The following is an 11,791-nucleotide window of genomic DNA, read 5'->3' on the forward strand; positions in this document are numbered from 1 at the left end:
AAGGCGGCGGTCATGTTTGGCCGCCGCCACAAGCGGTGGGGAGGCGAAATGGGAATCCTTCTTTTTCTCGAACAATTGCTGAATGGACTGCAACTGGGAACCATGCTGTTCCTGATGGCGTCCGGTCTGACGCTGGTGTTTGGCATCATGAACTTTGTCAACCTGGCGCACGGTTCACTTTACATGATGGGGGCCTATTTCGCGGCAACCCTGTTCCAGTTGACCGGGTCACTTCTGTTGGCCTCCGCGGGGGCCTTCGTGGGTGTTCTCATTCTCGGCATGGCACTGGAAGCCATAATCCTGCGAGGCTTCTACCATCGCGACCACCTTGATCAGGTCTTGGCCACCTTCGGCCTGATCTTGTTCTTCAATGAACTGGTTCGCATGATTTGGGGACCGCAGGCCTATTTCCTCGCATTGCCGGAGATGCTGAATGGCTCCATCGAGCTGATTCCCGGCGCCCCCTATCCGGTCTATCGGCTGTTGATCATTCTCATCGGCGTGGCGGTGGGGGCGTTCCTCTACATGCTGATTACGCACTCTCGCCTCGGCATGTTGATCCGGGCCGGCGCAAGCAATCGCGGCATGATCGAGTCGCTGGGCGTCAACATCCGCATCCTATTCACCCTGGTGTTCGGCCTGGGAGCGGCGCTGGCCGGACTGGCCGGCACCTTGGCGGGGCCGCTGCTGGCCGTGCAGGTCGGGATGGGTGATGGAGTGCTTATCACCACCCTGGTTGTGATCGTGATCGGGGGGATCGGCTCGGTTCGCGGGGCTTTCCTCGCCGCCCTGCTGGTCGGCTTGGTTGATACCTTCGGCCGCATGCTGCTGCCTGCCTCTCTGGCAGAGATGTCCATTTACATCCTGATGGCCGCCATTTTGTGGCGCCGTCCCCAAGGACTGTTCCCCGCACATGGTTAGAAACCGCATCCTCGGTACTCTGCTGGCCATTGCCCTCCTTGCCCTGCCGCCGGTGGCGCAGGCATTGGGCGAACCTTTCTACATCGGGATCGCCAGCCGCATGCTGGTCTTCGCCCTGGCCGCCATGAGCCTCGACCTCATCTTGGGGTATGGCGGTATGGTCTGCTTCGGTCATGCCGCCTTCATCGGCATCGGCGCCTATGTGGTCGGCATACTCGGTCACCATGCGGCGGAGGAGACCCTGCTGCTGGGATTCATTCCCGGCACCAGCAGCGGCTGGATCACCTGGCCGCTGGCCATGCTGTGCGCCGGTATCTTCGCGTTCCTGGTGGGGGCGGTGTCAATCCGCACCCAGGGACTCTACTTCATCATGATCACTCTGGCCTTTGCCCAGATGGCCTACTTTTTCTTCGTGACGCTCAAAGGCTACGGCGGCGACGACGGTTTGAGGCTACCGCAACGCTCTCAGTTCTCCGACCTGATTTCCCTTCGAGACAAGACGACCTTCTATTATGTCGCCCTCGGCGTATTGACTGCGGTTTATCTGCTGTTGCTGCGGGTTACCAGATCCCGATTCGGCATGGTGCTGCGCGGCGCCAAGGAGAATGAGCGGCGCATGCTTCATATCGGCGTCCCGACCTACCGCTACCGCTTGGCAGCCTTTACCATTGCCGGCGCGCTGGCGGGCCTTGCCGGGGCCTTGATGGCCAACCAGGCAAACTTCGTCAGCCCGGCCATGATGCATTGGACACGCTCGGGTGAGCTGATCGTCATGGTCATCCTGGGTGGGGTGGGCTCACTGCTCGGTCCGGCGATCGGGGCAGTGGCCTTTCTCTCCTTGGAGGAGGTCCTGTCGGCTTATACCGAACACTGGCAAATAGCGCTAGGGCCTCTTCTTCTGGCTGTAATTTACTTCGCCCGCCGAGGCATCTATGGCGCATTGGTCACCAGGAGGGTGCTATGAGCTGCCTGCTCCAAGTCAGGGGGCTGGTCAAAATCTTTGGCGCGCTGGTGGCGACCAATGATTTGCACCTCCAGGTCATGCCGGGAGAGGTCCATGCCCTGATCGGTCCCAACGGCGCCGGCAAGTCCACCCTGGTCGCGCAATTGGCCGGTGAACTCGCGCCTGACAGCGGCTCGATCTTGTTCGAGGGTCTGGACATCACCAATCTACCGGTGCCCGAGAGAGTTGCGCGAGGAATTGTCCGTTCCTTCCAGATCACAAGCATCTTTCCGCAATTTTCAGCCCTCACGAACGTCTCACTGGCCGTGCAGGCCCGTGCGGGTCACAGCTTCAAATTCTGGCGCGATGCCAGCACGGATCCGACATTGAGGGAGCCCGCCCAGGCCTTACTCGACCAAGTCGGGCTTGGCGTCCGCGGCAACGTCCCTGCCGGCGAGCTGGCTTATGGAGAACAGCGCCAGTTGGAGATTGCCATGGCCCTGGCGACCAAGCCACATCTGCTCTTGCTCGACGAGCCGCTTGCCGGCATGGGCCGCGAGGAAGCTCGGGTCATCGTCGATCTTCTGCGACGCCTGCGTGGCGGCCCAACCATCCTGCTTATCGAACACGATATGGACGTTGTGTTCAGTATTGCCGACCGGATCACCGTGCTTGTCTACGGCACGGCCATTGCCACCGACCGACCTGACGCGATCCGCGCCAATGCCGAAGTGCAGCAGGCTTATCTGGGGGGGGAGATGGATCATGCTTAAGGTCAATGGCCTGGAAGCCGGCTACGGTCGCAGCCAGGTACTCTTCGGCATCGATCTTTCGGTCCGCGCCGGAGAGGTCGTCACCATGCTCGGCCGCAACGGCATGGGCAAGACCACCACCATCAAGGCAATGATGGGAGTTCTGAAGCCCGGACGCGGAGAGGTCCATTTTACCGGAAAACCCATTACAGGTCTGCCTGCCCACAGGGTCGCTCGTACCGGGATAGGACTGGTTCCCGAAGGGCGACAGATTTTTCCCAATCTTACCGTTGAGGAGAACATGTTGGCGACCCAGGTCAAGGGCGAATGGACCTTGGAGAAGGCCTACACTATGTTCCCGCGGCTACGGGAACGCCGTTCCAACCTAGGCAACAAACTGTCGGGTGGAGAGCAGCAAATGCTGGCGATCGCCCGTGCCCTCCTGACCAACCCAAAGCTGTTGATTCTGGACGAGGCCACGGAAGGATTGGCACCCCTGGTCCGGGCTGAGATCTGGAACTGCCTGACAGCTCTTAAGCGTCTCGGCCAATCGATTCTGGTGGTCGATAAGAATATCGATGCCTTGATCAAGATTGCCGACCGTCATTTCGTGATCGAGAAGGGACGGACGGTGTGGGCAGGCAATAGTGGCCAATTGAGCGAGGCCGACGATATCCGCCAGCGATATTTGGGGGTCTGAGCATGGCTGACATCGACACCACAATTGTCATTCAACGCCTTGCCAATGAGGGTGCTGGGTTGGGTATTCAGGTGGCGGAGGTCCTGACTCGCGTGGACCAAGTATCCGCGCATGTCGGCCAACAGTCCTCGGTCATGGAGGCAATCGAACACCGTATGACTGCCTTGGGGCAGGAAACCGGAAAAATCGTTCTCACCGCTGGGAATAGCCGCTCGCTCGCAGCAGAGGCGGTGGCAACAATGGCGGCTTCAAAGGAGGAGATTGGGAAATCTCTGTCCGATATCAAGACGCTCTCCGAGATAGTGCTGGTTGGAATGAACCACATCACCACCCTGCAGTCCGCCCTGCAACAGGTAGAGCAGGTGGCCTCATCGATCGAAACCATCGCCCGCATGACGAACATGTTGGCGCTCAACGCTGCCATCGAGGCTGCGCGAGCCGGCGAGGCGGGCCGCGGCTTCGCCGTCGTTGCCGCGGAAGTCAAGGAACTGGCGCGTCAGACCTCCGCTTCAACAGGCGAGATCCGGCAGACACTGGGAGCACTCCAGTCGGTGGCATCAACAATGGCCTCTGAGAGCAACTCCAGCGTGATCCGTGCCCAAGAGGTCAATACCAGCACAGCGACCATCGGCAAGCACGTTGATGCCATCCGCAGCGTCGTCGAGCACATCTCCAACGATTTGGAAGTGGTATCGGAGCAGGCGGCCATCATAAAGGCGGACGGTGATAACCTCCAAACCTCGGTATGCGGCGCGCGGTCCGGGATCGCGGCGGCGGCCAAAGATCTTGATGCTGCCACGGAATCGCTTACCACGATGCGCGTTGCCGGCGAACGGATGATCGCCATCGCCTTCGATGCCGATTGCCAGACCCCTGACACGCCATTCGCCAATGAGGTCCGGCGGTTGGCCCAACTCATTGGAAAGAGTATGGAAGAGGGCATATCCGCCGGGGCCATCTCTATCGCCGATCTGTTTGATGAGGATTACAAGCAGATTGCGGGGGGCAAACCTCCGCAATACGTCACCCGCTTCACAGGATTCACCGATCACGCGATCCAGCCGCTATTGGATCAGGCTTTGTCGTTTGATCGCCAGGTCGTGTTCTGTTGTCTTACAGATCGCAACGGATATGTCCCTACTCACAACAGTCGATACTCCCAACCGCCTGGTCCAGACCAGGACTGGAATGCCGTGCATTGCCGTAATCGCAGAATATTTGACGATAAAGTTGGCTTGGCGGCCTCTCGCAATATTGAAGGGGTGTGGCCGCAGGTCTATGTCCGCGACATGGGCAATGGCAGGACGGAGCTCATGATGGATGTCTCCTCACCCATCTTCATTCAAGGCAGGCACTGGGGGGGCGTTCGCCTTGGATACGCCGCAAACCAAGCCTCGTATAGCTCAGCCCGGCGCGGGACGCCGGAGGAGGCGCAAGCCATGGTTGAGCAAGCCGAAATATTTTTTCGCACCAACGGCCGACCAAAATTTCTGGACGCCATTATCGACAAATCAGGACCGTTTCATTTCAAGGACCTCTATGTGGTCGTTCTGGATGCCAATAATGGAATGATAGTTGGCCAAGGGGCGAACCCGAAACTGGTCGGCATGGATGGAAATACGCTGAAAGATGCAAATGGGAAGCTTTTCTCTCGCGAGACACGTGAAATAGCAATACGGAATGGATCGGGCTGGACAGAATACGTTTATGTTAACCCAACAACAAAAGTCCTTGAGGACAAATCTTGCTTTTCGAAAAAAGTCGATGACATTGTAATTTGTGTTGGCGTGTACACGCAGCAATCGAGCGCATCAAGTTAGCAACGGATGACGCTCTCAGTATTTATTTTGCTATTTTCTATTTTTGGAGGCGAAGTTGGTTGCCGACAAAGTGAAGTCCGCCCATATCGATCAGTTTGCGCGACGAAATTTGCCGCTGGCAGAGCTTTGGCCCGATATGGCCATCGACGAGCCGCCGCTCTCCTTGATCTCCCCGTCGATCAATGCCGCCGCTCTTCTTTTGGACGATATGGTGGCGACCGGTCATGGGGGGAGTCCATCCTTCCTTTACGAAGATGTCGTATGGAACTATGAGCAGTTGCTGGATCGCTCCAACCGGATCGCCAACGTTTTGGTACAAGACATGGGGCTTGTTCCCGGCAATCGGGTCCTGCTGCATGGCTTCAATACGCCGATGATGGTGGCGGCTTGGTTTGCCGTCTTGAAAGCCGGGGGGATTTGCGTAGCGGCCATGCCTCTCCTGCGCGCAAGGGAACTTGGCTATATATGCGACAAGGCCGAGATCTCCCACGCCCTCTGCGATTCCAGCCTGGTGGCGGAAACCAAGACTGTCCAGTCCCTGAGGCCCAGTCTTCGTCACGTCATGTCGTTTTCTGCCCTTGGTGGCGATCTCGATGCCGCCGGAACTCTCGATCTAGCCATATCGAGAAGATCAAGCGCGTTTACCAACGTACAAACGGCCGCAGACGACGTTGCCATCATCGCCTTCACCTCCGGAACCACCGGTCAGGCCAAGGGCACCATGCACTTTCACCGCGACCTGATCGCAGCCTGCGAGTGTTTTCCAAAGCTGCTGAGCATCACCCCCGAGGACAGGTTCTGTGGCACCCCGCCCCTGGCCTTCACTTATGGACTTGGCGCACATGTGCTGTTCCCCATGTATCACGGCGCCTCGGTCGTATTGAGGAAGAGCTTCTCTCCCGAAGATTTGCTGGAAACGATCGCCAGATATCGTGTCACCGGGCTTTACAGCGCACCGACGGCCTATCGGGCCATGACGGACCTTGTGGCCGGCCGCGATATTGCCAGCCTTCGGCTTTGCGTGTCTGGGGGCGAGCACCTGCCTCTGGCCACCTGGGACCGCTGGCTTGCCGCCACCGGCCTGAAAATCGTCAACGGTATTGGCGCCACGGAATTGCTCCACAATTTCATCTCGGCGTCTGGTGACGATATCCGTCCCGGTTCAACAGGCAAGGCTATCCCCGGCTACACAGCCTGCATCGTCGATGAGGAGGGCCGCCCGCTCGCTCCCGGAAACATCGGGCGCTTGGCCATCAAAGGTCCCACCGGATGCCGCTACCTGAGCAATATCGAACGCCAACGAAGCTATGTATCCAACGGATGGAACCTGACGGGCGACATCTACAGCATGGATGAAGATGGTTACTTTTGGTATCAGGCGCGTGGTGACGACATGATTATCTCGGCCGGATACAACATCTCGGGCCCCGAAATCGAGAATGTGCTTCTGGAACACCCCGATGTGGCTGAATGCGCGGTTGTCGGAGTTCCCGACCCCGAACGCGGCCATGTGGTGAAGGCATTTGTTGTTCTCAAGCGCCCATCGGATGCTTCCGAATCCAAGGCAAAGCAACTACAGGACTTCGTTAAATTGCAAATCGCGCCATACAAGTACCCAAGGCAGGTTGAATTCCGAGAAACGCTACCTAGAACACCAACTGGCAAGCTACAGCGCGTGGCATTAAGATAGACAATTGTTTAAGTTGGAGGAATTTTCATAATGAACACCATCTTGCAGCCTGATGGCTGGGTAAAGCCACTCGGTTACGCCAACGGAGTTGCTGCCGAAGGACGTCATGTCTTTGTCGGTGGGCAGATCGGTTGGAATGCCCAAAGCCAGTTTGAAAGCGACGATCTGGTCGAGCAGACTCGTCAGGCACTGACCAATATCCTTGAAGTGCTGGCCGTGGCGGGCGGTAAATCGGAACATATTACTGCCATGACTTGGTATCTGGTGGACAAGCAAGAATATTTGGCGCGCTTGAAGGAAATTGGGCAGGCATATCGTGATGTAATCGGCCGCCATTTTCCGGCCATGGCTGCCGTCCAGGTAGTGGCATTGATAGAAGATCGGGCCAAGATTGAAATACAGGCCAACGCAGTCATTCCAAAATCGCCATAATACATGGCGTAATCGGCTTGTGGCTGCTCTCCATCTGGCAACGGGGTATACCGACCTATGAAATGACCTTCTTGATCCAGGGATAGAAGGCGAGGCTGGTGATCCTTTGAGCGTCTGCGGCTAGGGCATTCCAGGCGTCGCAACATGCGTCGATGATGGCGTCCAGGGGGCACGTCCCGCTGAGTGGTGTAGCAGCTTTTACCTGGGGATGATGGCGTAGGGCGCGTAGCGCCCGGAGACGTCATCCCCAGGCAGCCCCGATCTCGGGGTGGTCATCGGGAGATCTTCGGTAGGGTTTGCAACACCAACAACCGAACCAAGGATCAAACCGATTACCAACGGTAAGCGTCCCCTGACGGCTGCGGTTTCTCCGGCTTGACGGAGGCGGTCAGGCGGCGGCAGGGATGCTGGCCGGGGCGCCGATGGTCCAGGGCAGGAGGTCGGCGATCCGATTGATGGGGTGATCGGCGATGCGGCCGATGACGTCGCGCAGATAGGCTTCGGGATCGCGGCCGGTGGGGGTGTCGGTCTCGATCAGGGTGTAGACGGCTGCTGCGCGGTCACCACCGGCAGCACCACCGGCACCAGGCCTGGAGTCATCGTGTCGATTCCGGGCGGGCCAAATCGCTTCCGCCAAGTAAAGAGCTGATTGGCGTTGACCTCGTAGCGTCGCGCCACCGCCGCGACAGAAGCTCCCGGCTCGAACGTCGCAGCGACGATCTCCCGCTTCAGCGCCTCCGGCCAGGACCGGTTGCGACGCCGAACCACCGAACTTCTGTCCAGAAACGAATTTGTGGACACATCCGCCACCACCAACGCCAATCAGGCGTAAGCGTCCTCTGACGGCGTAAGCGTCCTCTGACGGCGTAAGCGTCCTCTGACGGCTGCCTTGTCGTCGGCCTCCCAATCGGCCTGAATGGCGTGCTCGGGTTGAGCGTGGCAAGGATGGCAAAGGGATGCTTATGGTCTGCGATGGCAGTAGCGATGAGCGCCCGGCCCGCCGCCGGCATTGGCCGGAGGCGGAGAAGCGGCGGATGGTGGCGGAGGTTGAGGCGAGCGGCCGGTCAGTGGCCGAGATTGCGCGGCGTTACCGTCTTGCTTCCAGCGTTCTCGGCCGCTGGCGTAGCCGGTATGGGGCGAAGATGCCGCCAGCGACAGCCCCGTCTTTCGTCCCGGTGACGGTTGCCGCGTCTGCCACGGAGATGAACGAGCCGGACGGCCCCCGGCGTAGTGAGGCACGGATTGAGATTCTGCTCTCTCATGGTCGGCGGCTGGTGGCGGATGAGGGCATTGCGCCCTCGCGTCTGCGCCTGCTGATCGCCGCCATCGAGGGAGCATGATCACCATTCCCGCCGGGGTGCGCATTCATCTGGCGATGGGCGTCACCGACATGCGCAAGGGCTTCGACGGTCTGGCCATGCTGGCGCAGGAGGTGCTGAAGCAGAATCCGTTTTCCGGCCATTTCTTCATCTTCCGGGGACGTCGGGGCGATCTGGTGAAGGTGCTGTATTGGGACGGCCAAGGCTATTGCCTGTTCGCCAAGCGGCTGGAGAAGGGCCGGTTTGTCTGGCCGGTGACGCGCGAAGGCTCGGTGGTGCTGACCACGGCCCAGCTTTCCATGTTGCTGGAGGGGATCGATTGGCGGCTGCCGGTACGGACCTGGCAGCCGGTGGCGGCGGGCTGAGAATTCCGCCAATCATGGCGTTAAATCAATGGCTTGGCGCTCTCTGTCGCGTTAAAATCGCGGCCATGCTCGAAACCGTGTCTTCCCTTCCCGATGACGTCGAATCCCTGCGCCAGATCATCGCCGGGTTGACCGGAGAACTGGCGGCGGCGAAGGCCGGTCTGGTCACCAAGAGCCTGGAAATCGAGACGCTCAAGGTGCAGATCGCCCGGTTGCGGCGGCAGCAATTCGGACGTTCCTCGGAGAAGCTGGACCGCCAGATCGAGCAGCTCGAACTGGTGCTGGAGGATCTGGAGGTCAGCGCCGGCGCGGATCGGCCCGCGAGCGAGGCAAGCGCCGAGACTCCGGCGGCCGAGCCGGGTCAGCGCCGTCATGGCGGTCGCCGCCCTCTGCCTGCGCATCTGCCGCGCCGCGAGGTCGTCCATGCCGGGAGCTGCGCCTGTCCGGCCTGCGGCGGGGCGTTGCGTCCAGTCGGCGAGGATGTCACCGAGATTCTCGATTACCTGCCGGGCCGTTTCGAGGTCGTCCGCCATGTCCGCCCGGCTTTCTCGTGCCGGACGTGCGAAACCATGGCGCAGGCCCCGATGCCGAGCCTGCCGATCGAGCGGGGCCAGCCGGGTCCCGGTTTGCTCGCCCATGTGCTGGTCGGCAAATTCTGCGATCATCTGCCGCTCTATCGCCAATCCGGCATTTACGCCCGCGACGGCGTCGAGCTCGACCGCGCCGATTGGGTCGGCAAGATGGCGGCGCTGCTCAAGCCCCTGGTCGGTGCGGTGGAGCGCCATGTCCTCGCCGCCGACAAGCTGCACGCCGATGACACTCCGGTCCCGGTTCTGGCGCCGCGCGCGAAGGCGCGCAGTTCAAATGATTTGGCGGCAAAGCCGCCGGGGATGGGCAAGACCAAGACCGGGGGCTGTGGGTCTATTTGCGCGACGAGCGGCCCCACGGTGGCAGCGAACCGCCCGCCGTGTTCTACCGCTACAGCGCCGACCGCAAGGGCGAGCATCCCCGCCGTCATCTGGCGCGATTCTCCGGCTTTCTCCAGGCCGATGGCTATGCCGGGTTCGGCCCACTCTATGAGGATCGGGACGGCATCCCCGCCACCGTCAGCGAAGTGGCGTGCTGGGCCCATGTCCGGCGTAAATTCCACGACATCCATCTGGCTGCCGCCTCGCCGCTGGCGGCGCAAGCCCTGGAGCGGATCGGCGGGCTGTTCGGGATCGAGCGCCAAGTGAACGGCCAGCCGCCGGAGGTGCGGAAACAAGCCCGCCACGACCATGCCCGATCACAGCTCGATGATTTGGCCGTCTTCCTTGATGCCGCCCTGGCCAAGATCCCCGGAAAAAGCGAACTGGCCGCCGCCATCCGCTATGCCCGCTCGCGCTGGATGGCGCTGTCGCGCTATCTCGACGATGGCCGCCTGGAGATGACCAACAATGCCGCCGAGCGGGCAATCCGCCCCCTGACCTTGGGACGCAAGAACTGGCTATTTGCCGGCTCCGATGCCGGTGGTGACCGCGCCGCCGTCCTCTACACCCTGATCGAGACCGCCAAGCTCAACGGCCGCGATCCCGAAGCCTACCTGCGCGACGTTATTGGCCGCATCGCCGGCCACCCCATCAACCGGATCGCCGACCTCCTGCCCTGGAATATCGCAGCCCCGGCCAGCATCCCTGCCGCCGCCTGATAGACTCCGTCAAGTCGGAGAAACCGCAGCCGTCAGAGGACGCTTACGCTAAGGATGGCAAAGGGATGCTTATGGTCTGCGATGGCAGTAGCGATGAGCGGCCCGCCCGCCGCCGGCATTGGCCGGAGGCGGAGAAGCGGCGGCTGGTGGCGGAGGTTGAGGCGAGTGGTCGCTCGGTGGCGGAGGTTGCGCGGCGTTACCGTCTTGCTTCCAGTGTTCTCGGTCGATGGTGTGCCCGGTACGGGACGAAGATGCCGCCAGCGACAGCCCCGTCTTTCGTCCCGGTGACGGTTGCCGCGTCTGCCACGGAGGCGAAGGAGCCGGACGGCCCTCGGTGTGGAGGCGCGGATCGAGATCCTGCTCACCCATGGTCGGCGACTGGTGGCGGATGAGGGTATTCTGCTGTCCGGCGTAAATTCCACGACATCCATCTGGCCACCGGCTCGCCACTGGCGGCGCAAGCCCTGGAGCGGATCGGCGCCCTCTTTGGCATCGAGCGTCAGGTGAACGGCCAATCCCCGGAGGGGCGAAAACAAGCCCGCCAGGCCCATGCCCGATCACAACTCGATGACCTGGCCGTCTTTCTTGACGCCGCCTTGGCCAAGATCTCCGGCAAGAGCGAGTTGGCCGCCGCCATCCGCTATGCCCGCTCGCGTTGGGCGGCGCTGTCGCGCTATCTCGACGATGGCCGCCTGGAGATGACCAACAATGCCGCCGAGCGGGCCATCCGCCCCCTGACCTTGGGACGCAAGAACTGGCTGTTTGCCGGCTCCGATGCCGGTGGTGACCGCGCCGCCGCCATCTACACCCTGATCGAGACCGCCAAGCTCAACGGCCGCGATCCGGAAGCCTATCTGCGCGACGTCATCGGCCGCATCGCCGACCATCCCATCAACCGGATCGCCGACCTCCTGCCCTGGACCATCGGTGTCCCGGCCAGCATCCCTGCCGCCGCCTGACCGCCTCCGTCAAGCCGGAGAAACCGCAGCCGTCAGGGGACGCTTACAATCAGGCTGGCAGAATCTCAGAGCAAGGGCCGCTCGAACAGGCGGCCGTCACCGGGGGGATACCCAGTGCCAGACTACGCCACACTTCTCCGTCCGGTGAAAGGCGGCCCTCGGCGAAGGCTTACGCCGATTGGGAGGCCGACGACAAGGCAGCC

11 protein-coding genes and 3 pseudogenes are annotated in these 11,791 nt (G+C 61.0%); 12 read left to right on the forward strand and 2 right to left on the reverse strand.

Going from position 1 to position 11,791, the window contains the following annotated elements:
* Window positions 1-48: 48 nt before the first annotated feature.
* The 7 genes from H261_RS14080 to H261_RS14110 are packed head-to-tail and all read left to right on the forward strand — an operon-like array spanning window position 49 to window position 7,258.
* Window positions 49-921: a branched-chain amino acid ABC transporter permease gene (locus H261_RS14080; protein ID WP_008618724.1), complete on the forward strand. Its 873-nt coding sequence runs from the start codon at window positions 49-51 to the stop codon at window positions 919-921.
* Window positions 914-1,885, forward strand: coding sequence for a branched-chain amino acid ABC transporter permease (locus tag H261_RS14085; RefSeq protein ID WP_008618726.1), 972 nt, complete (start codon window positions 914-916; stop codon window positions 1,883-1,885). Before H261_RS14080 ends, H261_RS14085 begins: the two co-directional genes overlap by 8 nt.
* A complete protein-coding gene (locus H261_RS14090; RefSeq protein WP_008618728.1) occupies window positions 1,882-2,637 on the forward strand; it encodes an ABC transporter ATP-binding protein in 756 nt (251 codons plus the stop codon). The genes H261_RS14085 and H261_RS14090 overlap by 4 nt, the downstream gene beginning before the upstream one ends.
* Window positions 2,630-3,316 carry an ABC transporter ATP-binding protein gene (locus H261_RS14095; RefSeq protein ID WP_008618730.1) on the forward strand — a complete coding sequence of 229 codons (687 nt, stop codon included), beginning with the start codon at window positions 2,630-2,632 and terminating at the stop codon, window positions 3,314-3,316. Before H261_RS14090 ends, H261_RS14095 begins: the two co-directional genes overlap by 8 nt.
* A gap of 2 nt (window positions 3,317-3,318) precedes the next feature.
* Window positions 3,319-5,136: a methyl-accepting chemotaxis protein gene (locus tag H261_RS14100; protein ID WP_008618732.1), complete on the forward strand. Its 1,818-nt coding sequence runs from the start codon at window positions 3,319-3,321 to the stop codon at window positions 5,134-5,136.
* A gap of 55 nt (window positions 5,137-5,191) precedes the next feature.
* On the forward strand, window positions 5,192-6,826 hold the full coding sequence (locus H261_RS14105) for an AMP-binding protein (protein WP_235062936.1): 1,635 nt from the start codon (window positions 5,192-5,194) through the stop codon (window positions 6,824-6,826).
* Between the two features lie 30 nt (window positions 6,827-6,856).
* Complete coding sequence (locus H261_RS14110; RefSeq protein ID WP_008618736.1) at window positions 6,857-7,258, forward strand: RidA family protein; 402 nt, start codon at window positions 6,857-6,859, stop codon at window positions 7,256-7,258.
* A gap of 388 nt (window positions 7,259-7,646) precedes the next feature.
* Here the strand turns inward: H261_RS14110 and H261_RS14115 are convergent.
* Together H261_RS14115 and tnpA (H261_RS26740) are read right to left on the reverse strand one after the other, a co-directional pair.
* Window positions 7,647-7,841, reverse strand: a pseudogene (locus H261_RS14115) (transposase domain-containing protein); the annotation flags it as partial.
* Entirely contained in the window at window positions 7,793-8,080 is a 288-nt protein-coding gene (gene tnpA / locus H261_RS26740; RefSeq protein ID WP_081608954.1) for an IS66-like element accessory protein TnpA, read from the reverse strand. The pseudogene H261_RS14115 and the gene tnpA (H261_RS26740), both read right to left, overlap by 49 nt.
* 140 nt (window positions 8,081-8,220) lie before the next feature.
* Here tnpA (H261_RS26740) and tnpA (H261_RS26745) point away from each other — a divergent pair, with 140 nt between their 5' ends.
* From tnpA (H261_RS26745) to tnpC (H261_RS23435), 5 genes and pseudogenes are all read left to right on the forward strand, one after another.
* Window positions 8,221-8,598, forward strand: coding sequence for an IS66-like element accessory protein TnpA (gene tnpA / locus H261_RS26745; protein WP_407636092.1), 378 nt, complete (start codon window positions 8,221-8,223; stop codon window positions 8,596-8,598).
* Entirely contained in the window at window positions 8,595-8,942 is a 348-nt protein-coding gene (gene tnpB / locus H261_RS14125) for an IS66 family insertion sequence element accessory protein TnpB (RefSeq protein ID WP_008618742.1), read from the forward strand. Before tnpA (H261_RS26745) ends, tnpB begins: the two co-directional genes overlap by 4 nt.
* A gap of 65 nt (window positions 8,943-9,007) precedes the next feature.
* A pseudogene (tnpC, locus tag H261_RS14130) lies at window positions 9,008-10,629 on the forward strand (IS66 family transposase).
* A 71-nt stretch (window positions 10,630-10,700) separates the two neighbouring features.
* On the forward strand, window positions 10,701-11,021 hold the full coding sequence (locus H261_RS26750; RefSeq protein WP_407636093.1) for a transposase: 321 nt from the start codon (window positions 10,701-10,703) through the stop codon (window positions 11,019-11,021).
* A gap of 12 nt (window positions 11,022-11,033) precedes the next feature.
* Window positions 11,034-11,588: pseudogene (tnpC, locus tag H261_RS23435) on the forward strand (IS66 family transposase); the annotation flags it as partial.
* Window positions 11,589-11,791: the final 203 nt, after the last annotated feature.

This window comes from Paramagnetospirillum caucaseum, assembly GCF_000342045.1.
GTDB lineage: Bacteria > Pseudomonadota > Alphaproteobacteria > Rhodospirillales > Magnetospirillaceae > Phaeospirillum > Phaeospirillum caucaseum.